General features: G+C 42.1%; 27 protein-coding genes and 1 tRNA gene. 25 read left to right on the top strand and 3 right to left on the bottom strand.

Translation table 11 applies throughout. From position 1 onward, the window contains the following. Position 1: 1 nt before the first annotated feature. Positions 2–793: a hypothetical protein gene (locus FZ941_RS08150; protein WP_148887508.1), complete on the bottom strand. Its 792-nt coding sequence runs from the start codon at positions 791–793 to the stop codon at positions 2–4. After that, positions 771–1,757, bottom strand: coding sequence for a hypothetical protein (locus FZ941_RS08155; protein WP_148887509.1), 987 nt, complete (start codon positions 1,755–1,757; stop codon positions 771–773). The genes FZ941_RS08150 and FZ941_RS08155 overlap by 23 nt, the downstream gene beginning before the upstream one ends. 116 nt (positions 1,758–1,873) lie before the next feature. On the opposite strand from FZ941_RS08155, the gene FZ941_RS08160 reads away from it, so the two are divergent. The 9 genes from FZ941_RS08160 to FZ941_RS08210 all read left to right on the top strand — a co-directional run bounded on the left by FZ941_RS08160 (position 1,874) and on the right by FZ941_RS08210 (position 8,902). Then, complete coding sequence (locus FZ941_RS08160) at positions 1,874–3,499, top strand: hypothetical protein (protein WP_148887510.1); 1,626 nt, start codon at positions 1,874–1,876, stop codon at positions 3,497–3,499. Between the two features lie 126 nt (positions 3,500–3,625). Continuing rightward, positions 3,626–4,513, top strand: a complete 888-nt coding sequence (locus FZ941_RS08165; RefSeq protein WP_262366287.1) for a hypothetical protein — start codon at positions 3,626–3,628, stop codon at positions 4,511–4,513. A 396-nt stretch (positions 4,514–4,909) separates the two neighbouring features. Next, positions 4,910–5,104, top strand: coding sequence for an aspartyl-tRNA synthetase (locus FZ941_RS10810; RefSeq protein WP_262366288.1), 195 nt, complete (start codon positions 4,910–4,912; stop codon positions 5,102–5,104). Positions 5,105–5,115: 11 nt separating this feature from the next. Then, on the top strand, positions 5,116–5,322 hold the full coding sequence (locus FZ941_RS08180) for a helix-turn-helix transcriptional regulator (RefSeq protein WP_005590740.1): 207 nt from the start codon (positions 5,116–5,118) through the stop codon (positions 5,320–5,322). A 168-nt stretch (positions 5,323–5,490) separates the two neighbouring features. Beyond that, entirely contained in the window at positions 5,491–5,844 is a 354-nt protein-coding gene (locus FZ941_RS08185) for a PspC domain-containing protein (RefSeq protein WP_148887514.1), read from the top strand. Positions 5,845–5,859: 15 nt separating this feature from the next. Further along, a complete protein-coding gene (locus FZ941_RS08190; protein ID WP_148887515.1) occupies positions 5,860–6,600 on the top strand; it encodes a DUF3169 family protein in 741 nt (246 codons plus the stop codon). 209 nt (positions 6,601–6,809) lie between these two features. After that, on the top strand, positions 6,810–7,643 hold the full coding sequence (locus tag FZ941_RS08200; protein ID WP_005590738.1) for an ABC transporter ATP-binding protein: 834 nt from the start codon (positions 6,810–6,812) through the stop codon (positions 7,641–7,643). Further along, positions 7,636–8,328, top strand: a complete 693-nt coding sequence (locus FZ941_RS08205; protein ID WP_148887516.1) for an ABC transporter permease — start codon at positions 7,636–7,638, stop codon at positions 8,326–8,328. Before FZ941_RS08200 ends, FZ941_RS08205 begins: the two co-directional genes overlap by 8 nt. A 13-nt stretch (positions 8,329–8,341) precedes the next feature. Beyond that, the gene (locus FZ941_RS08210; RefSeq protein WP_148887517.1) at positions 8,342–8,902 is read left to right on the top strand and encodes a DUF3267 domain-containing protein; all 561 of its coding nucleotides are present in this window, start codon (positions 8,342–8,344) and stop codon (positions 8,900–8,902) included. Positions 8,903–9,089: 187 nt separating this feature from the next. On the opposite strand, the gene ald is transcribed toward FZ941_RS08210, so the two are convergent. Further along, on the bottom strand, positions 9,090–10,202 hold the full coding sequence (ald, locus tag FZ941_RS08215) for an alanine dehydrogenase (protein WP_148887518.1): 1,113 nt from the start codon (positions 10,200–10,202) through the stop codon (positions 9,090–9,092). Between the two features lie 175 nt (positions 10,203–10,377). Between ald and FZ941_RS08220 the strand changes: the two genes are divergently transcribed. The 16 genes from FZ941_RS08220 (at position 10,378) to tehB (ending at position 21,568) form a co-directional block, all read left to right on the top strand. Continuing rightward, positions 10,378–10,947 (top strand): GNAT family N-acetyltransferase, encoded by a 570-nt coding sequence (locus FZ941_RS08220; RefSeq protein ID WP_148887519.1) that lies wholly within the window; start codon positions 10,378–10,380, stop codon positions 10,945–10,947. A gap of 49 nt (positions 10,948–10,996) precedes the next feature. Next, positions 10,997–11,069: transfer RNA gene (locus FZ941_RS08225), tRNA-Thr, on the top strand. Between the two features lie 138 nt (positions 11,070–11,207). Then, positions 11,208–11,705 carry an rRNA maturation RNase YbeY gene (gene ybeY, locus FZ941_RS08230; RefSeq protein WP_061909641.1) on the top strand — a complete coding sequence of 166 codons (498 nt, stop codon included), beginning with the start codon at positions 11,208–11,210 and terminating at the stop codon, positions 11,703–11,705. Further along, complete coding sequence (locus FZ941_RS08235; protein ID WP_148887520.1) at positions 11,686–12,090, top strand: diacylglycerol kinase family protein; 405 nt, start codon at positions 11,686–11,688, stop codon at positions 12,088–12,090. The genes ybeY and FZ941_RS08235 overlap by 20 nt, the downstream gene beginning before the upstream one ends. Before the next feature lie 15 nt (positions 12,091–12,105). After that, complete coding sequence (gene era / locus FZ941_RS08240) at positions 12,106–13,005, top strand: GTPase Era (RefSeq protein ID WP_061422545.1); 900 nt, start codon at positions 12,106–12,108, stop codon at positions 13,003–13,005. Positions 13,006–13,061: 56 nt separating this feature from the next. Beyond that, the gene (locus FZ941_RS08245) at positions 13,062–13,538 is read left to right on the top strand and encodes an NUDIX hydrolase (RefSeq protein WP_015605448.1); all 477 of its coding nucleotides are present in this window, start codon (positions 13,062–13,064) and stop codon (positions 13,536–13,538) included. Positions 13,539–13,590: 52 nt separating this feature from the next. Continuing rightward, positions 13,591–14,115, top strand: coding sequence for a DinB family protein (locus tag FZ941_RS08250; protein ID WP_148887521.1), 525 nt, complete (start codon positions 13,591–13,593; stop codon positions 14,113–14,115). An 8-nt stretch (positions 14,116–14,123) separates the two neighbouring features. Next, on the top strand, positions 14,124–14,567 hold the full coding sequence (locus FZ941_RS08255) for a GNAT family N-acetyltransferase (protein ID WP_148887596.1): 444 nt from the start codon (positions 14,124–14,126) through the stop codon (positions 14,565–14,567). A 7-nt stretch (positions 14,568–14,574) separates the two neighbouring features. Then, positions 14,575–15,399, top strand: coding sequence for a DNA-formamidopyrimidine glycosylase (gene mutM / locus FZ941_RS08260; protein WP_148887522.1), 825 nt, complete (start codon positions 14,575–14,577; stop codon positions 15,397–15,399). Between the two features lie 5 nt (positions 15,400–15,404). Next, positions 15,405–16,001, top strand: a complete 597-nt coding sequence (coaE, locus tag FZ941_RS08265) for a dephospho-CoA kinase (protein ID WP_148887523.1) — start codon at positions 15,405–15,407, stop codon at positions 15,999–16,001. Between the two features lie 10 nt (positions 16,002–16,011). Then, positions 16,012–17,208 carry a multidrug efflux MFS transporter gene (locus FZ941_RS08270; RefSeq protein ID WP_398587576.1) on the top strand — a complete coding sequence of 399 codons (1,197 nt, stop codon included), beginning with the start codon at positions 16,012–16,014 and terminating at the stop codon, positions 17,206–17,208. After that, positions 17,208–17,357: a 50S ribosomal protein L33 gene (rpmG, locus tag FZ941_RS08275; RefSeq protein WP_005590723.1), complete on the top strand. Its 150-nt coding sequence runs from the start codon at positions 17,208–17,210 to the stop codon at positions 17,355–17,357. The genes FZ941_RS08270 and rpmG overlap by 1 nt, the downstream gene beginning before the upstream one ends. Positions 17,358–17,398: 41 nt before the next feature. Beyond that, positions 17,399–17,632 carry a preprotein translocase subunit SecG gene (gene secG / locus FZ941_RS08280; RefSeq protein WP_005590722.1) on the top strand — a complete coding sequence of 78 codons (234 nt, stop codon included), beginning with the start codon at positions 17,399–17,401 and terminating at the stop codon, positions 17,630–17,632. Positions 17,633–17,717: 85 nt separating this feature from the next. Further along, positions 17,718–20,060: a ribonuclease R gene (gene rnr, locus FZ941_RS08285; protein ID WP_148887525.1), complete on the top strand. Its 2,343-nt coding sequence runs from the start codon at positions 17,718–17,720 to the stop codon at positions 20,058–20,060. Continuing rightward, complete coding sequence (smpB, locus tag FZ941_RS08290) at positions 20,023–20,490, top strand: SsrA-binding protein SmpB (RefSeq protein ID WP_002894882.1); 468 nt, start codon at positions 20,023–20,025, stop codon at positions 20,488–20,490. The genes rnr and smpB overlap by 38 nt, the downstream gene beginning before the upstream one ends. A gap of 214 nt (positions 20,491–20,704) precedes the next feature. After that, positions 20,705–21,568, top strand: a complete 864-nt coding sequence (tehB, locus tag FZ941_RS08295; protein ID WP_148887526.1) for an SAM-dependent methyltransferase TehB — start codon at positions 20,705–20,707, stop codon at positions 21,566–21,568. Positions 21,569–21,815: the final 247 nt, after the last annotated feature.

Here is a 21,815-nt window from a genome sequence, read left to right on the forward strand (position 1 = left end):
TCTATCTCCCTTCTATGATTTTTCCTTGCTTAACCTCAACATAATAATCGATTTTCTCATCAATCGTTCCCAATACATAGGTTCCATCAGGTAAGCTTAATTGTCCTAGCAACTGCTGGATTTGGTCTCTTAGATAAAAATGTTCCTTGTATTTTTCTTCTGGTAAGATAATTTGAACATAAACTGCGCTATGTGATAAGGCATCATTTAAAGGCAAATCGTACAATTCTTCAAGAATAGAATGGTTATTGCTAACAGCATCTTCCATACGATCGCTATACCAGAGCTCACCTTTACCAAATCTATTTTGGTTAGATAGAGTGCTTCTCAGCTTAACAGTTCCCCCTTTTAGGTGTGAAGCCTGATTTAATTTTCTCGTCAAAGATTGTTCCAATTTAGTTCGCTCGGGGTTAATTTCTAAAGCTTTTTCAATAATTGGCGCATATACTCTGATAGATTCATCATATATAGGGTTCCTCCACTTGTCTATATCCATCTTGTCGTAATAAGGCATGACTAATTGTTTGAAGCGGACCGATTTTTTTACAGGGACAGAGATGGTTTTGTCCTTAATTTTTTCAGTATAGGTATAATTGACATCTATGCCCCAATTTTCTTCAGCCCAGGAAAAGCCAGTTATCTTAATCTCTCCCCAAAAATTACGATTGGTGTAAAAGCCTTTGAGATGAGCTTCTAGATTTCGGTAGAAAAACAAAGACGAGACCACTAGAAAGCATATAAGCACCATGAAACTTTTTCTCTTGTCCGTATCAATCTTTAAATTCTTTTTCAATGGCTTCCTCCTTAATGACTTGCTTGCACTCTTCTTCCGTACGGATTAATTCTTCTTCGCCACTCTTTGTATACTTTTTGTTAATGCTCCAGTAAAAAGAGCCGGCATCGGGGAAGAACATTTTTGTTAGGGTGATGCTATCGTTGAGGGTCATGTTTTCTTTTAAAACTACTATATAGCCGTATTTTTTCAATATTGAGAGGAGTAGGCTATCCTCTGGTTTGCGATCACTATCATCAGCATCACTATCCGTTATACGTGATTGGTAATCGTTCTTTTTGTAACTAAACAAAGTAGGCCAATCCGTAGTTACATTTTCGCTATCATACTTATATATCCCTGTGATAAATGATGGACTTGAAAGTACCCGGTAGAGCCCTCCATATCCGAAATGAATCGCCTCTTTGGGCTGTTTTTTTGTTGCTTTTTTACTGGTTAGGTTTACATAGATTTCATCATTATCGTTTATCCGAATTTTTGCATATTCATCTTTTCCATCAGAATACATAAGATTATCCATCTTGCCTTCTATGGTGACATAACCCATATCTTGAACGAGTTTCAAGACATCAATCGTTTGGCCATCCCCTTGCTCCTGACCCAGTTTATAATAACGAATTCGGAAGTATTCTTCCTTGTCCTTTGCTTTCAGTGTTCCCACATACTGCTTTGAATCCTGAAATGCTAAAAATTTCCGTCCAACAGCAAAATCATACGGACTCCACTCGTCGCTCTCTTTAAAAGAAAGAGCAATCATAGGGAATTCTGGCTCGGTCTCACCAATAGTTGTATAATCTGTTAAACGCTGATTCTTTCCTTTATAGACATAAGTTCTTTCTTTGACCACATAAGCAGCTTCTTTTGTGAAAAAGAAAGAACAAGCACCAGCGATAAGAAAAATGACCAGTGTTGCCAAAGCATAAATCTGCCACATTTGCCAAGAGAAATTCTCTAGCTTCTTCATCCTATTCTCCTTTTAGATAGATTATGGACTATTATATCATTTTTTGTAAACTTCCTGCTATAAGCAAAAGAAAAGTATGATAAAATGGTATTATTATAGTTTTATAAGGGAAAAATATGAATCAAGCACGTCTCAAAAAAATCCTGAAAATATCGAGTTTCTTTCTATTCGCTTTTGTGACATATCATGTCTACTATCAATCTCTTGTCCCTCATCTTACAGCCAGGAACGAGGAAGATGCTAGACTGAGCCAGTCCAAATATCAAATCGCCTATGGGCAAGTAAGAGATTTTCAAAAGATCGGAAATTTTGCTTTGGCCATTGATATGTTTGGTGATGTCCAGCAGAAGGAAGGCTACATTATTGCTCAGAATTATCGCATTCCCAAAACTCAGGATCCTTCTGAGGGGCAAGCATTTTATGATAAAGAGAAGTCTGAGTATTTTTATCAAATTGATATTTACAAAGAGGATGAAGGGATTCAGTCACTGAGAAAGATTGATGTAAGAGATATCCTTCTCAAAGAAAAGAAGAAATATAAGATCATCAGTACGGCGAAAATAGATGCTTTTGACTCACCAACCAAGGCTCCCTATTTAGAAATAGGGTTGGAAGAAATTGATGGAGATGCTCGAGAGTTCTCTCTTATCATTGATTTACAGACCTTAGAAAGTCGCATTACTCGCCTTATAGGATCTTCATCTGAGGAAAAAATCACTAGCAGGAGTAATAGGGAATTATCGGTTGTCAGAGCCAATCCTGTCTTTGCAGAGCGCTTGAAGAATCTGAGCTTCGTTATTGATACTGATGATACTATCACAATGCGACCATATCAAGGAGGAGAACTGATCAATCTCTACCAAGAATATCCTCATATTTTTGAAATGGCTAAAAAAGGTAGTTTTACGATCTATCCACAGTTTCAATACAAAGAAGATCTAACTCAACAAGTTTCAAATTTTGCTAATCTTTTCAATTATCCAGGTGAAGCTCCCTTTTGGTCTGCTCAACAGAAACAAGATTACGAGGCAGACCGAGCTTTGAAACAGACAAAAGATTTATCGACTCCCCTTTCATATGATTTTTTCATGGAGAAAGTAAAAGAAGAAGGCAAACTTAATTCGATAGAAGGGATGATTCCTATCGGCTTTGATATCAATACTGGGGAAATAGTTACCGTTGATTTCAAAAAAGGACCTGTTTATCTCCAGAATTTCAACCTAGATGACCATATAAATAGTCTAAGTTTTATAGAGTCCAATTATTCCTATATAAGGGATGTGCGGTTTGATCAAGTTAGTATCGACACAGCCATGTCTTATAAATTAGGTACAAAATCTGTAAGTGATTACAGTAGGATGATTGAGGATTCTAAAATCAATAAACCGAGAGAGACACGCTATATCACCTGGCTTCAATATAAACCAAACAACAATGTACATGAATCCGATATGAATATCGTTAAGGGAATTGTGGATCAAGGAATCTTGTACAAAATCTTCTCTATATTTAGTCTTGAAGAGGGGCAAATGACAGTGAATCAGACTGGGACTAACAGCAATCTTGCAGTAGGGAAGACCAAAATATTAGTACAAAATGGCCATCAACTTCTTGATTCATTACAGTTTGAGACAAATGATGTACCTAGCTTGAATCATGATGAAATGATCAAGTCTGGTCGGATTATATATGTTCTTATCGATGGGCAGCTTCGTCAAGTAAAAGTTCCGGAGGAAAAGTAGGTGCAGAAGATAGTGATAAAAATAAAAAAATGCTTTCAAAATAAAATCTTTTTGAATGTTGCTGGCTATACCTTGGCTTTTACACTTGGTTTATTTTTAGCTTTTTATGTCTCTGAGAGGGAAAAAATGACCATTCAGTCTGAGCAAAGACAGGCTCAAACATCCCAAGAAAAGAAAGCTACAAGAGCGAAAGATGAGGCTGTTCAGATAGAAAAACTTGAAGACAAGATCTATATGGTGAAAAATCCTAACTCTGCTATCTTGTCTGATAAGTATATCTTACAGCAAGAAATGAATTACTCTGATCAATCCTTTCACTTTGACAGTTATCAGGCGTTTACTAAGGACAATAAACATAAGAACCATGTAAAAATTAAGCTATTTAATCAAGTTGAAGCGTTGTATAAAGATTACGATTTAGTCCAATTGGCTCAAAGCCTGCATAGTCAAGCCATACCAGGGAAGGTTAGCCATCAGCTATATCAAGATCCTCAGGATGGGCAATATTATTTTGCTTTTGAAGTCTATCTACCGGGTGGTAAGCAAGAAAATGACTACTCGAACGCTCATGAGGAGAATCCTATCTATACTCTCTATACCAATATTGAAAACGGGCAGACCTTTTATCTAAAAGATTATTTTAAGCCCCTGAGTATCCGTGACAAGTATCCTGTCTATGGCGCTAGTAATCTGGATGATAAACTAGAGAAGTACGGCTTGGTTTTACTCAACAGTCCACATAACTTTACCCTCATTCAAGGGGAAGAAACTTTACAGATCAAAAAGTTGAAGCTAAGCCAGCAATTTCCAAATATAGAGGAAAAACTTGCTAGCGGCTGGAGTTTGGTTGTAACTGGAGAAGATTCTTATGAAACGAGTATCAGACTTCTAGCGTCTGAAGGAGAAACCGATCTCTATACAAACGTCAAACTAGATCGTTCTTATTCATCTGATGACCAAGATCATCTCTTAAAGTCTTATCATGATTTCCTTGAGCTATACAAGGAAAAATAGCAAGTTTCTTTTTATCAAATAAGATCGTTCCATATGAATCTTTCTAATGATGCTTTTCATTGGTTTCATATGGGGCTTTTTTTATGCCTTCAGAAAGTTATTTCGGATTTACCAACTGCACAGCCTTCATGGTATCTTTCTCAAACATTTGTAAAGGATCTAAGTCTTTATGACAAAAATCTTTATTTTTTTGACAAATATACTTGTCAAAAAGAAAAGAATCTGTTACAATGTATTTAAGTTAAGAAGAAAAGATAAAAGGAGGGGCAAATGGAGATACTGTTTTGGTGTCTACTTCCGATATTTTCTGGCTTGTGGCTGATGTCATCCAGTGAATTGAAAAATGTAAAAAGGAAGTTGAAACGTTTAGAGAGAAGTAAAGAAAGGAGTGGAGAAATGTCACGTTTTTTTAAAGAAATGATTGGGAAAAAACCGATCATCATCGGTGAAGTTTTTGGAACGGATGGCTGGATGATTGTTGATGCCGATGACGATTGGGTTAAGTTGAGTAAGACCAATAAAAAAGGTCAAACAAAAATTAAGCTCATGCGTATTGACGATATCAAGTCTGTTGAACTGAAAGAAGACTGAGAGGTGTTGTCATGAAGCTGAAAAATCGACTTAAAGAGCTGAGGGCCAGAGACGGGCTGAATCAAACTGACTTGGCCAAGAAAGCCGGCGTGTCGCGGCAAACGATTAGCTTGCTGGAGCGGGATGAATACACGCCCTCCGTGGTCATTGCTCTCAAAATTGCTCAGATTTTCAACGAAAGTGTCGAAAATGTCTTTCGCCTAGTGGAGGAAGAGTAGGCCGTTAGGAGTAATCAGTTGCTGGAGAAATTTTATGCTAGCCATCTTGTCTTGAAGACTAGTAAGCAAGTTCTGTATCACGGTAGTACTTGAGCTGATCCTGATAAGCTGTGTAAGTATATTAGTGCTTTTCCGCAAGTGACGGAAAGTAAAACAAGGAGAAAAACAATGCAAGAATTTATGGAAAACTTTAAAGTTAACGAAGAACAAGCAAAAATTGCTGGTGTTTGCGCAGGTTTGGCAGATTATTTTGGGATAAAAGTAGCTTATATTCGTCTGATTTTCGCAGTTGTAGTGCTATCGTCAACTGAGCTAGGGATTTTTGTAGCCTTGGGCTATGCCTATCTGGCAGGATGGTTCCAAAAGGATTATTTGTGGAATAAAATGAGCAAAAAAGTCAGAAATCACTTTATTTTTCTGATGACAGTGCTGATTATTTTACCTTTATTTGGCCGTGAAATACTGGAAACTGCCTCTGACTTTATTAGCCAAGTCATGGCTTGGCTGACTGCGCTTATTTAAGAATAGGAGAAAACAATGTCAACAAAGAAAAGAATATTGAGAAATATCGGCATCTTAATTCTTGCTGTTATATTAGGAGGAGTAATTGGCTTTATAATGGCTCATTTTGAGCATTTCTCTTGGCCGACCGTCTTAAATGTTGAACTGCTGAAGAACATTGGTCGAGCGAGTTTATTTATTCTCTATCCCGTAACCTTTTTCTTGCTCTATCAGACGCATAAAGTTCACGGGGCTTACCAGAGAGAAGAAGATGATGATAAAAGCTATGAGCTCTATCGTCAAACTTTTAAAACCCTAGAATATGCGACGATTTTATATAATATTTCGTCTGCTCTGACTCTATTCACCCTCTTTGTAGGAGTGAGCTACCTAGGTCCGCTACTAGGGTCAGACATGACGATTGACATTCCATTTTATGATATTGCACTGTTTCTTGCTTTGATTTTAGGTCAAATTCTTGTATTGAAAACCACTCAGAAGGTTCGTCAATATAAATTATCTGCTATGCCAACCATTGAGGAGATGAAGGACTATGCGCTGTCCTATGATGAAGGAGAGTTGCAGGCTCATTATGAACAAAGCTTTTTAACGCTCTTCAACCTCAATCAACGCCTCATTCCAGGCCTCTATGTCTTACTCTTTATTCTTGGAGTTGGAACACCGATGCAGGTCGTATCTGGCATGATTGTCTTAACCATTATTTTTGTCTATATCAATGCTGAGTCTTATCGAGCAGTTAAGAGATATTTCAAATAGGCTGTTTGTCAGCTAAAAAGGAGTTCACCTGAAATTAGTGAGTTTTATCTTTCCTAGTATCTATATTGGACTGATACCGCTAAATCTTCTATTCCAACTGGATATGATTTTAGCTTGGATTGCGGTATCGGTCATCTATCTTTATGTTACTGTCAGCCAGTACAAAATCGTTAAACCTTATTATAAGTAAGAAAGTGAGAAGAGGTCTTATGTCACAAGTGATTCAAGTAGAGAATATTTCCAAAAGTTTTGGAGATAAAAAAGCTTTAGAACGGATTAATTTTCATATCGATCAAGGAGAAATTTTCGGATTTTTAGGACCATCTGGGTCGGGAAAAACAACCTTAATTAATATCCTGACAGGCCAGCTTGATGCCGACAATGGTCAAAGTAAAATCCTTGGTAAAGCTTCAGATGCTATTAATGCTCAGGATTTGGTGAAGATTGGCCTAGTATCTGATACAAGTGGCTTTTATGAGAAGATGACTCTCTATAAAAACCTGCAGATATATGCGAAATTATACGGTTTAAAAAATGAGCGGATAGATGAAGTTTTAGAGCAGGTTGGTTTGTTAGAAAGCAAAAATATTGTAGCAGAGAAGCTTTCGACAGGTATGAAGCAGCGGATGTTTCTAGCTCGAGCTCTTTTAAATAATCCTGAGGTCTTATTTTTGGATGAGCCAACGAGTGGGCTTGATCCTCGTACTTCCAAGGTGATTCATGAGCTTTTGCTTGAGCTGAAGAAAAAGGGAACAACCATTTTTCTGACGACTCATGATATGCATGAAGCTAGCGCCCTTTGTGATCGACTGGCCTTGCTAAATAAGGGAGTATTAGTAGAATATGGCGAGCCGAAAGCTATTATTCAAAAATATAACACAGCCAAGAAAGTTAAAATTAGCTATGAAAATGGAGAAACCGAGCAAATTTCGTTCTCAGAATTGGCTACAAAAGACCTAAAATTGGCTATTACAGTACATTCTTGCGAACCTACATTAGAAGAAATCTTTATTCAATTAACAGGAGAAAAACTAGATGTATAAAAAAATTAAAGCTCTCACATGGCTGCGTACTCAGATTTTATTGACAAACTCTTCTTTGCTTATGTCCGTCTTGCTGCCCTTTGGCCTCCTCTTTTTGTACAATATGATTTTAAATAAGAATGGCAATGCAGGTCAAGGACTATTGAAGATGATCCTACCTATGACCTTTTCTATGAGTGGCGGCTACATGGTGTCTATTATGATGGCAGAGGACAAGGAGAAGCGCAATTTAAAAACCTTAATGTTGAGCGGGGTTCGTTCTGGCGAATACCTCTTATCCATGTTGGTTTATCCCTTCCTATTTACAGTCTTTGCCTTGCTTTTTTTCCCATATTATTTGCATGTAGATCTCTCCGGCAAATGGCCTATCTATCTTTTGATCAATCTCTTCATTATTGTTATTATCCTTTTAATCAATCTTTTTATTGGTGGTATTTCCAAGACACAATCTCAAGCTCAGGTTTATAGTTTATTTCCGCTGTTGCTGATTAGTTTCGTACCTCTATTTGCTAGTTTTGATAAAACAATACAGCATATTCTGCGGTTTACTTTTATGAATCCATTTATCAACTTCTTTGAAACAGGAGACTATTCATTCAAAATTGAAGATTTCTCTAATTTGGTGATTTGGCTTCTTATTTTTATCAGTGCAAGCACCTATGTCTTGAGTAAAGGTCGAAAATAATGGAGGAGCTTTTATGAAACTTATTAAAAAAATCAACTTTATGGAAGAAAAGAAATATGTAATCGGTCTAAATGTAGCGGGGCTCTTACTGATTTTTCCTTTCTCAATGCTTTTTGCGAAATTGACCCAGCTAATTTTTCGTGCAGACCATTATGATTTTTCGGGTCTAGATCTTGCCTATTTTTTAGTTTTTGCCTTTATCCTTGTCGTCATCCATGAGTACATCCACGGTTTCTTCTTCAAGTTTTTTGGTAAAGGGAAGGCCAAGGTCAAGTTTGGTTTTAAAAATGGGATGGCCTACGCGACTAGTCCAGGAACTTTTTACAATCGTAAGGACTTCTTGGTCATTGGTTTGGCTCCCTTTGTTTTGATTAGCTTGCTTCTGACTTTATTGGCCATGCTGGGCTTGCTCAGTTCAACTCTCTACTTGCCTCTAGCTAGTATTCATGCAGCGGGCTGTGTTGGTGACTTTTACATCGCTTTGCTGCTGTTGGGCCAGACTGATGATATTCTGGTCGAGGATACTGAGGTTGGGATGAACTTTTACCAGAAAGAAGAGCCTAGTCAGGGCTAGCAATCACAAGTGTTATATACTTTTTTTAAAATGTCTATTAAAGAGTAACCGACTTGATAATTAAAGATGTGGAGCAATGTTGATCCTGTCGAAATGGATGGCAGCATGATACTAAGTTTAAATTTAAGACAAATGAAACCCGAAGGACTAGAAGTTCCTTCGGGTTTTGTATATAAGAGAAAAATGATTAGATAAGTTCGTCAATAGAAGTGTAATCGAGGTTCAAGCCTTCTGCAACTGGTCGGCTAGTGATATGGCCGTGATAGGTTGTGACACCTTCACGCAATCCAGCGTCGTCTGCAATAGCTTGTCTGAATCCTTTGCCAGCCAGCGCTTCGATATAAGGAAGGGTGACATTGGTCAGAGCAATAGTAGAAGTACGGGCCACGGCACCAGGGATATTGGCTACCGCATAGTGGAGGACACCGTGTTTCTCATAAACCGGCTCATCATGGGTGGTCACGCGGTCAGCAGTCTCGATAACGCCACCTTGGTCAACGGCCACGTCAACAATAACAGAACCAGGGCGCATTTGCTTCACCATATCGTCAGTCACCAGTTTTGGAGCCTTAGCACCAGGAATGAGCACAGCTCCAATCACGACATCTGCTTCGCGGACGCTTGCCTCGATGTTAAATGGATTGGACATGAGAGTTTGAATTTGGTTGCCAAAGACTTCTTCTAGCACAGATAGACGTTTGGCACTAATATCGAGAATCGTAACTTGAGCACCTAGTCCCAGAGCGATACGGGCTGCATGAGTTCCTACCACACCGCCTCCGATGATGGTGACTTTACCTTTTGGCACACCTGGTACACCACCAAGGAGAACGCCAGATCCGCCTGTTTGCTTGGTTAGGAAATGAGCTCCGATTTGAACCGCCATACGACCAGCAACCTCACTCATAGGTACTAAGAGTGGTAGTTGTCCTTGTCCGTCACGTACAGTCTCGTAGGCTACCCCGGTAGTTTTAGCAGTTACCATAGCTTGGGCTAATTCGGGAGCAGCGGCCATGTGCAGGTAAGTGAAGAGTAGGAGGTCCTCACGCAAGTACTGATATTCAGTTTCCAACGGTTCTTTAACCTTAACAACCAACTCAGCTGCCCAAGCTTCAGCAGCAGTGGCAACGATTTTTGCACCTTGCTTTTCATAGTCTGCATCTGCAAAGCCAGATCCAAGTCCAGCATTTGTCTCGATCAGCACCTGATGACCTTTTCCTACAAGACTGTGCACACCAGCTGGCGTCAGGGCAACGCGATTTTCATTATTTTTAATTTCTCTTGGAATTCCGATTAACATAGAGCCTTACTCCTTTTTCTAACGCTAGGATCTCCGAATACAGGACTACAAAGGAACCTAGGTCAATTATTGTGATGTTTTCATTTTAAAGGAAACTGTCGCAAAAAGCAAGAAAAAAAGGATTGTTTTAGGCAGGGAATTATGCTATTCTGATAAAAAAAATCAGGAGGAAGAGATGGAAAATATCTATGTTAAACTGAGCCAACATTCCAGAATTGAGACGGAACGGTTAATCTTGCGTCCAGTGACTTTGGATGACGCACCAGCCATGTTTGAATATGCTGCGGACGAGGAAAATGTTCGCTATACCTTTGTGACCAACAGAAATCTAGAAGAAACCCGCAATAATATTGCCTTGTTTTACCTAGCTAATCCTTTGGGACGCTGGGGCATCGAGCTGAAGGAGACTGGCGACTTTATCGGGACGATTGACCTGCATAAGATCCGCATGGACTTGAAAACGGCAGCTATCGGTTATATTATCAATAAAAAATACTGGAATCAGGGCTATACGACGGAGGCCAATCGGGCGGTGCTTGAGCTGGCTTTTGAGGAAATCGGGATGAATAAAATTGTAGCGCTGCACGATGCGGATAATCCAGCATCTGGCCGTGTCATGCAAAAGTCAGGTATGATTTTTTCGCACGAAGATCCGTACGCAGCCTTGGACCAGCATGAGGAAGGGCGCATAGTGACGCGGGTGCATTATTATCTGACTAGGGACCAATATTTTGCAAAAAAATGAGAAAGAATATTGACAAGTATCTATCTACGTGATATAGTAGATAGGTAATGCTGATTTAGCTCAGTAGGCAGAGCGCATCCATGGTAAGGATGAGGTCGCCGGTTCGATCCCGGCAATTAGCACTAGATAAAGAGGTTGAGATTTTCTCAGCCTTTTTTGGTTTTAAATCAGGATTTCTCCTAGTTCAAAATGTGTGCTTGAGTCCTCATAGGCGCTCAAATATGGTATAATAAAAGTAATATTAGCAAGGCAGGTAAAATATGTATATCGAAATGGTGGATGAAACCGGTCAGGTTTCTCAAGAAATCATCAAGCAGACTCAGGAAATCTTGGAGTTTGCAGCTAAAAAAACCGGCAAAGAAAATAAGGAAATGGCTGTGACCTTTGTGACCAATGAGCGCAGCCATGAGCTCAATTTGGAGTACCGAGACACCGATCGGCCGACGGATGTCATCAGCTTGGAATACAAGCCGGAGCTGGATATTGCCTTTGACGAGGAAGATTTGGCGGACAATCCTGAGCTGGCTGAGATGCTGGAGGATTTTGATGCTTATATTGGCGAGCTCTTCATTTCTGTGGACAAGGCGCGGGAGCAGGCGGAAGAATATGGCCACAGCTTTGAGCGGGAGATGGGCTTTTTGGCGGTGCATGGTTTTCTGCATATCAACGGCTATGATCATTATACGCCGGAAGAAGAAGCGGAAATGTTTGGCTTACAGGAAGAAATTTTGACAGCTTATGGACTTACAAGACAATAACAATAACAAGCGCAAGTGGAAAAATCGAGATGTCATATCGAGTTTGGAGTTCGCTCTGACGGGGATTTTCACAGCTTTTAAGGAAGAAAAGAATATGCGGAGCCATGTTCTTTCGGCTTTAGCTGCCATCATTGCAGGTTTGATTTTTCGGATTTCAGCGACGGAGTGGCTTTTCTTGCTGCTAAGTATTTTTTTGGTGATCGCTTTTGAAATCATGAATTCAGCCGTTGAAAATGTTGTGGATCTAGCTAGTGACTATCACTTTTCTATGCGGGCTAAGAATGCCAAGGATATGGCAGCTGGTGCAGTTTTGGTGGTTTCTGTTTTTGCAGTTATCACAGGTTTGATTATCTTTCTGCCAAAATTGTGGGATATTATTTTTTAGAGAAGGAATAGAAGAATGACTTTTAAATCAGGCTTTGTAGCCATTTTAGGTCGACCAAATGTCGGCAAATCAACTTTTTTGAATCATGTCATGGGGCAAAAAATTGCCATCATGAGTGACAAGGCTCAGACGACCCGCAACAAGATTATGGGCATTTACACGACGGATAAGGAGCAGATTGTCTTTATCGACACTCCGGGAATCCACAAGCCCAAGACGGCTCTAGGTGATTTTATGGTGGAAGCGGCTTATAGCACGCTGCGTGAGGTAGATACCGTTCTCTTCATGGTGCCGGCTGATGAGCCGCGTGGCAAGGGCGATGACATGATTATCGAGCGCTTGAAAGCGGCTAAGGTGCCAGTTATTTTGGTGGTTAATAAGATTGATAAAGTCCATCCGGATCAGCTCTTGGCGCAAATTGATGATTTCCGTCAGCAGATGGACTTTAAAGAAATCGTTCCGATTTCGGCTCTGCAGGGCAATAATGTTTCCCGTCTGATTGATATCCTTAGTGAAAATCTGGAGGAAGGTTTCCAATATTTCCCAGAAGATCAGATTACCGACCATCCAGAGCGCTTCTTGGTTTCAGAAATGATCCGTGAAAAGGTTCTACACCTGACTCGTGAAGAAATTCCCCATTCAGTCGCGGTAGTTGTTGATAGCATGAAGCGAGACGAGGAGACGGACAAGGTTCATATCCGAGCGACGATCATGGTCGAGCGAGACAGCCAAAAAGGCATTATCATCGGTAAAGGTGGTTCCATGCTCAAGAAAATCGGCTCCATGGCTCGCCGCGATATTGAGCTCATGCTGGGAGACAAGGTCTTCCTCGAAACATGGGTCAAGGTCAAGAAAAACTGGCGGGACAAGAAGCTGGACTTGGCGGACTTTGGCTATAATGAGAAGGAATATTAAAAGAGCAAGAATTTTTCATTTTTGATTATTGATTGAATCGTAGATAGGAAACTTGAATGAATAAAGACTACATTTCCTATATTCGCTCCAAGGTTGGGCATGATAGAGTTATCCTGAATTTTGCTGGTGGAATTCTGGCAGACGAGGAGGGTCGTGTGCTTCTGCAGTTGCGAGGCGATAAGAAAACATGGGCGATTCCTGGTGGAGCTATGGAGCTCGAGGAGACTTCTTTGCAAGCAGCCGTGCGCGAATTTTACGAAGAGACAGGCATTGCTGTTGAAGCCAAGCGCTTGCTGAATGTCTACACTAATTTTGCTGAAACTTATCCTAATGGTGACAAAGTGCAGACAGTTGTCTTTCTGTATGAATTGCAGGCACTGGAGAATGTTGATATTTCCAATTTTCATAATGAGGAAACACTGCGTTTAGGCTTTTTTTCTAAAGAAGAAATAGCAGAGCTGGAAAATGTATCGGATAAACACCGCCTGATGCTGGATGAGTATTTCTCGGATAGCTTTGCTATGGGACATTGAGTTGAGATTGCCATAATCAGTGATTAGTTTAATTTTTTAAGGAGGCAGGGCAATGGAATTTGTAAATCTTTTAGTAGAAAACGTGGAACGAGTCGAGGAGCGTTTTTTATCGGTGCTGGATAATTTATCTGTGGAAGAAGCGAATGCTTTTCCGGTTGCGGATACAGTTCCGTCCATTAAGTCTGTGACTTGGTTGACTTGGCATACGGCGCGGGAGCTGGATTTTCAGATTGCTGATTTAGCAAAGACTAATCCAGTCTGGTTTTCTAAAGGTTGGAAGAAAAAATTTGCTTTGGATTTACCAGATGATACGGAAGATTGGCATCACACTCCTCAAGAAGCGCATAAAGTTGTGGTGACAGATATTGAGTTGCTCAAAGGTTATCTGTCTGATGCGGTTGCGGCAACAATTGCTTATTTATCAGAGGTGAATGAAGACAGTCTGGACGATGTTATTGATGAGAATTGGACTCCAGCTGTTAAGCGTGGGAATCGCTTAGTATCGATCATTGACGATGCTGCTATGCATTCAGGTCAGGCGATCTATGCTCGCCGCCTGCTAGGAAGAGAAGATTGAAAAAGGTAATGGTAGGGGAAATTCGAGTGGTCGAAAAATCTCATCTAGCTGACTGGGCTTACTTTGCTCATTTAGCTTGGAAGACAGAGAAAAAGAAATTACTAGCAGCATTTTCTGAAGGCAAATTTCCTAATGAATTTTTGTACTACATAGAAGGAGAAGCCGTTGCTTGGATCAGCTTATCTATGCGTTCGGAGTATGTGGAAGGAGCAGAGCAACTTCCTATCGCATATATTGAAGGCATAGCGGTAGCACCTGCTTTTCAAAGAAATGGTATTGCTACTCAGCTTCTAGAGTTTGCACAGTCGTGGGCGACAGAAAAAGGAGTATCTCAGCTAGCTTCAGATTGTGATATGGACAATGCAGTCAGTCAAGCTTTTCACAAGAGTGCGGGATTTGAAGAAATAAGTCGAACGGTGCATTACATGTTACATTTGGATAAGAAAGGATAAAGATTTCATGCCTGAATTACCTGAAGTGGAAACGGTTCGGCGCGGTTTGGAGTGTCTGGTTGTTGGCAAGACGATTGAGCAGGTGCGGGTCCGCTATGCCAAGATGATTGGAACGGGAGTGGATGCTTTTGTCCATGACTTGCCAGGTCAGACCATTGAAAAGATTGGCCGTCGGGGTAAGTATTTGCTTTTTTACCTGACGGGTGGAGTGCTGGTTTCCCATCTGCGAATGGAAGGCAAGTACCTTTTTTATCCTGATGCGGTGCCTGAGCGCAAGCATGCTCATGTCTTTTTCGAGATGACGGATGGTGGGACGCTTGTTTATGAGGATGTCCGCAAATTTGGAACCATGGAGCTGCTTAGAAAAGACCAGCTGGAGCCTTATTTTGCTGACAGAAAGCTTGGTCCAGAGCCGACAGAGGCGGACTTTCTTTTGCCACCTTTTGCCGCAGCTTTGAGTCGGTCCAAGAAGCCCATCAAACCCTATTTGCTGGAGCAGACCTTAGTCGTTGGTCTGGGCAATATCTATGTAGATGAGGCCCTTTGGCGGGTGTGGATTCATCCGGCCAGGCCTGCAGCTAGTCTAAAGCCTGCTGAAGTGAAACGGCTGCGTGAGCAGATTATAGAAGTTTTGCAGCTGGGGATTGAAAAGAGAGGATCGACCATTCGGACCTACCGCAATGCTTTGGGCGAAGATGGCACGATGCAGGATTTTCTGCAGGTCTATGGAAAGACTGGTCAACCCTGTGCTAGATGCGGCAGCCCGATTGAAAAAATTAAGCTGGGTGGACGCGGTACTCATCTCTGTCCTCACTGCCAGAAAGCGAGGTAGCTGCCATGGCAAAAATTATCGGTATCACTGGCGGCATTGCCTCGGGTAAGTCAACTGTGACAGAGTTTTTGCGGCAGCAAGGCTACCAAGTCATTGATGCGGATCAAGTGGTGCATGAGCTTCAGGAGCCGGGGGAACGGCTTTATCAAGCTCTTTTATCTACCTTTGGCACAGCTATCTTACAGGAAGATGGGCGCTTGGACCGACCCAAGCTAGGAGCTATGATTTTTGGGAATCCTGATGTCTTGGCGCGGTCCAGCCAGCTTCAGAACAAGATTATCCGCGAGGAACTGGCTCACCGGCGTGACCTACTAGCAGAGACAGAAGATATCTTTTTCATGGATCTTCCCTTGCTGTTTGAGCTAGAATATGATAACTGGTTTGACCAAATCTGGTTGGTGGATGTGAGTGAAGAAACCCAACTCAGTCGCCTTATGAATCGAAATGCTCTGAACCAGGAAGAAGCAGAAAAACGCATAGCAGCTCAGCTATCTCTCCAAGAAAAACGCAAGAGGGCGGACGTTCTGATTGATAATAATGGCTCGCTTGAGGGAACACGACAGCAGATTTGCGATGCTTTGCAGAAATTAGAAAGAAGATGATTCTATCACGATACAAGTAAATTGGAAACATAATCTGAAAATCGCTTGGTTTGGGAACTTCCTGACAGGTGCCAGCATTTCTCTAGTCACTCCTTTCATGCCCCTTTTTGTGGAGCAGCTAGGAGCGCGTGGTCATGAGGTGGAGTATTATGCAGGTCTTGGCATTGCTCTTTCGGCTGTTTCGGCAGCCTTTCTATCTCCTGTCTGGGGTAGTTTGGCAGACCGCTATGGCCGTAAGCCGATGATGATTCGGGCTGCTACGGCTATGGTCTTTACCATGGGCGGCATTGCCTTTGTGCCCAATATTTTTTGGCTCTTAGTCTTGCGCTTTCTCAACGGCGTTTTTGCGGGCTATGTGCCCAACAGTACAGCCTTGATTGCCAGTCAGGTTCCTAAGGAAAAGACTGGTTATGCGCTGGGAACTTTGGCAACAGGTGTTGTTGCGGGCAATCTCATGGGGCCCTTGATTGGTGGAGTGATTGCTGAAGCTTTTGGTATCCGCAATGTTTTTCTACTGATTGGTTTTTTCTTCCTAATTGCGACCTTAATGACGGCTGCTTTTATCAGAGAAGATTTTAGGCCAGTCACCAAGGAAGAGGAGATTGGCTTTGGGGAACTCATTCGCCAGATTAGATATCCCAAGCTCTTGCTCACTCTTTTTCTGACTAGCTTTGTTATCCAGTTTGCAGCCCAGTCTATCGGCCCAATTCTCTCCCTTTACATTCGGGAGTTAGGCCAAACGGACAATTTGATTTTTGTATCTGGCCTGATTGTTTCGAGTATGGGACTGTCCAGTATGCTGAGCTCAAGTATTTTAGGCCGCATGGGGGATCGCATGGGCAATCATCGCCTGCTGGTTTTAGCTCAGTTTTATTCTATTATCATTTACCTGCTCTGTGCTCATGCAGGATCCCCACTCCAACTCGGTTTTTACCGTTTCTTGTTTGGTTTAGGGACCGGAGCTTTGGTGCCGGGGGTCAATGCTCTATTGAGCAAAATCACGCCTAAGTTTGGGATTTCTCGAATTTTTAGCTACAACCAGATTTTCTTTTATCTGGGTGGTGTCATCGGCCCCATGTCAGGCTCGGCTATTGCAGCGACAGCAGGCTATCATTCAGTCTTTTATGCTACAGCAGGCTTAGTGGGATTGAGTCTCCTTAGCAACCTTTTTTGTTTTGGAAATTTATTGAAAAAGAAGGAAATCTAGTGCGCGTTAAAATTCATTTGAAATGCTCCAGTTGCGGCAGTCAGAATTATCTGACTAGTAAGAATAGTAAGACTCATCCTGATAAGATTGAGGTATTGAAGTACTGTCCCAAGGAAAGAAAAGTAACCTTACATCTTGAATCTAAGTAGATTTTATGGTAAAATAGAAAGGATTTTAAGGAGTTTTATTTATGTATAGCCTATTATTAACGATTTTAGTCATTTTATCAGGTTTTATTGTCATTGCTATTTTTATGCAACCAACAAAAAACCAATCTAGTAACGTGTTTGATTCTAGTGCCAACGACCTTTTTGAGCGGTCTAAAGCACGTGGATTTGAAGCTGTAATGCAGCGTCTGACCGGATTTCTTATCTTTGTCTGGTTGCTGATTGCCTTGATTTTGGCAGTATTATCTAGTAAATAAAATGGGCTCTGACTATGTCTTGGCCTTTTTTTAAAGTTTAAAAAGAGGGGAATATCAAGAGCCCCTCATAGTATAGAAAGAAAGTATGAAAGAAGAAATTATAGAATATTTAAAAGACAGGCAGCAAGCTAGCGTACATGAACTGGCAGCTGCTTTGGGGAAAGAGTCTTCCAAGGACTTTAGTGCCTTGGTCAAGACCATCTCCCAGATGGAAAGAAAGCATCAGATTCGCTTTGATGATGAGGGGCGGATTGAGCTTTACGAGAAGAAAAAACAGGAGCGTCTGACGCTCAAGGGTGTTTTTCATGCCCACAAAAATGGCTTTGGTTTTGTCACCTTGAATGAAGAAGAGGATGATCTTTTTGTTAGCCGTAATGATGTCAATCATGCCATTGATGGCGATACGGTGGAAGTGGTCATTACAAAGGTGGCAGACCGGATTAAGGGAACATCAGCTGAGGCTAAGATTATCGATATTTTGGAGCATAGCCTGACGTCGGCAGTTGGCCAGCTGGTTCTAGATGAAGAAAAGCCCAAGTATGCCGGCTATATCCGCTCGAAAAATCAGAAAATCCGTCAGCCTATTTATGTTAAAAAACCAGCCATGGTTTTAGATGGCACAGAGGTACTCAAGGTCGCAATTGACAAATATCCGACCAAGAAACACGATTTCTTCGTGGCCAGTCTGGTAGATGTGGTCGGCCATATCAACGACCCTGGCATAGATGTACTGGAAGTGCTGGAGTCCATGGATATTGTCTCCGAGTTTCCAGAAAAGGTCTTGGAAGAGGCTGAACGCGTTCCGGATGCACTTTCAGAGAGTGATTTGGAAGGGCGTTTGGACCTACGCAATGAGATTACCTTTACCATCGATGGAGCGGATGCCAAAGACTTGGACGATGCTGTCCATATCAAGCGCTTGAAAAATGGGAACTTTGAACTGGGCGTCCATATCGCTGATGTATCCTACTATGTCAAAGAAGGCTCTGAGCTGGACAAGGAAGCCCTCAATCGGGCGACCTCTGTCTATGTGACCGACCGCGTTGTGCCCATGCTGCCGGAGCGCCTGTCCAACGGTATCTGCTCCCTCAATCCCAATGTGGACCGGCTGACCCAGTCGGCTATCATGGAGATAGATGCCAAGGGGCGCGTGCTCAAGCATACCATTACGCAGACAGTCATTAAAACGACCTTTCGCATGACTTATAGCGATGTCAACGACATCATCGCAGGAGATGAGGAAAAGGCTGCGCAGTTCAAGGCCATTGTGCCTAGTATTGACAGTATGGTCCAGCTACATGAGATACTAGAAAACATGCGTTTCAAACGCGGTGCCCTTAACTTTGACACCAACGAAGCCAAAATTATCGTCAACAAGGAAGGACGGCCATTGGATATTGTCTTGCGTCAGCGGGGAATTGCTGAGCGCATGATTGAGTCCTTTATGCTGGTGGCTAATGAGACAGTGGCTGAACATTTTGCTAAGTTAAATCTGCCCTTCATCTATCGGATCCACGAGGAGCCTAAGGCGGAGAAGGTGCAGAAGTTTATTGATTATGCCTCTAGCTTTGGGATTCGGATTTATGGGACAGCTAGCTCTATGAGTCAGCAGGCGCTGCAGGATATTATGGAGGCGGTCAAAGACCAGCCTTACGAAGATGTCCTGTCCATGATGCTTTTGCGCTCCATGCAGCAGGCTCGCTACTCTGAGCACAATCACGGTCACTATGGTCTGGCAGCGGAGTTTTATACGCATTTCACCAGTCCCATTCGCCGCTATCCTGACCTTCTGGTTCACCGAATGGTACGGGATTATGGCAAATCTAAAGAAATAGCAGAGCATTTTGAGCAAGTGATTCCAGAGATTGCTAGTCAGTCTTCCAGCCGAGAGCGTCGGGCTATCGAGGCTGAGCGAGAAGTCGAAGCCATGAAGAAGGCTGAGTACATGGAAGAATTTGTTGGGGAAGAGTTTGACGGCGTGGTCTCAAGCGTGGTCAAGTTTGGACTCTTCGTCGAACTGCCCAATACGGTCGAAGGCTTGATTCATGTTACCAACCTGCCAGAGTTTTACAGCTACAATGAGCGGACTATGACCCTGCAAAGCGAAAAGTCAGGCGTGGTCTTCAAGGTCGGTCAGCAGATTCGCATCAAGTTGGTTCGAGCGGATAAGGCTACGGGCGAGATTGACTTTGAATACCTGCCAAGTGAATTTGACCTGGTAGAAAAGACTAGCAAGACTGGCAGAGGCAAGTCAGGCAGAAAGAAACGTCGTGAGGATGATAAGCGCAGCCATTCTGCCAAAGAAAAAGGCTATAAGAAAGACAAAAAGTCCAAGAAAGGCAAGAGCCAGAAGGCATTTTACAAGGAACTAGTCAAGAAAGGAGCCAAGCATGGCAAAGGGAGAAGGAAAGGTCGTCGCGCAAAATAAAAAGGCCAGACACGACTACACCATCGTAGATACCATTGAGGCCGGCATGGTGCTGACCGGGACGGAGATCAAGAGCGTCCGCGCAGCCCGCATCAATCTCAAAGACGGCTTTGCTCAGATCAAGAATGGCGAAGCCTGGCTCAGCAATGTCCATATTGCCCCTTATGAAGAGGGCAATATCTGGAACCAAGAGCCTGAGCGCCGCAGAAAGCTGCTGCTGCATAAGAAGCAGATCCAAAAGCTGGAGCAGGAGACCAAGGGAACTGGCATGACGCTGGTGCCGCTTAAGGTCTATCTCAAGGACGGCTATGCCAAGCTGCTCCTGGGGCTAGCCAAAGGGAAGCACGACTATGACAAGCGCGAGTCCATCAAACGCCGCGAGCAAAACCGCGACATCGCAAGACAAATGAAGAACTTTAATACAAGATGAAAGACTTCAGGACAAGCTGCCGTATAAGATGCAGGGATATAATTTAGGAAATATAACTTAATGTATGATATGAGCAAGAATTGACTACTGAATCATTTCTTGCTTTTTTGCTAGTGATACCTTGAATATCCTAGCACTTGTCAAGTCCGCTCTTTTCGAGTATGATAAAGACAGTTGAAATTTTGAAATTTGGCTTTCAGAGAAAGGATTTTTTATGACAGAAAAATTGCTAGCCTATAAACGCATGCCAGTGTGGACAGCTGAGACCATGCCCGAATTGGTCAAGAATAAGCACAATACCAAAGAGGGAACTTGGGGCAAAATCACGGTTCTCAAGGGACGCCTTAAGTTTGTTGAGATGTCAGAGGAAGGTGAGGAGTTGGCTGAGCACATCTTTGAGGCGGGTCAGGACAATCCTTTTGTCCAGCCCCAAGCTTGGCATCGGGTTGAAGCTTTGACAGATGATTTGGAGTGGTATTTGGAGTTTTACTGTCGGCTTGAGGATTATTTCCCCAAGAAATACGGCAGCAATCCAGTTCACTCAGAGGTTTTGGAAGCCATGCAGACGGTCCGACCAGGACGGGCCTTAGATCTAGGTTGTGGTCAAGGTCGCAATGCTCTCTTTCTGGCCAAGCAGGGCTTTGAAGTAACGGCTGTAGATCAGAATGAGCTGGCACTGGAAATCTTACGTAGCATTGTCGAGCAGGAAGATTTGGATCTGCCAGTGGGTACCTACGATATCAACTCAGCTAGTCTGACTCAGACTTATGACTTGATCGTCTCTACCGTTGTTCTGATGTTTCTGCAGGCAGAGCGGATTCCAGATATTATCCGCAATATGCAAGAACATACAGCGCTTGGTGGCTACAATCTCATCGTCTGTGCTATGGATACAGAGGACTTCCCTTGCTCTGTGCCCTTTCCTTTTACTTTTAAGGAAGGGGAGCTTGCGGAGTATTACAAGGACTGGGAGCTGGTTAAGTACAATGAAAATCCTGGCCACCTCCACCGCCGTGATGAAAACGGCAATCGAATTCAGCTCCGCTTTGCGACGATGTTAGCTAAAAAAGTGAGATAAATTCTTTGAAGCTCAAGTCGGCTCTGCCAAAATCTTCAGTGAATTGCTTATAAATATTTTATAGCAGGATGTTTTCCGATAAGATAAAAAATAATAGCCTTTCCTCTAAATAAGATGGGGCTATTTTTTGTTTATCTGCTCTGATTTGAGAAAAAAGTAGAGGAAATATAGATTAGATAAAAAATATACACAACTTTATGTAAACGCTTGCAAAAAGTTTAGAAAGAGAGTATACTAAAATAGGAAT

Source organism: Streptococcus sp. Marseille-P6264, assembly GCF_902460355.1.
Lineage (GTDB): Bacteria > Bacillota > Bacilli > Lactobacillales > Streptococcaceae > Streptococcus.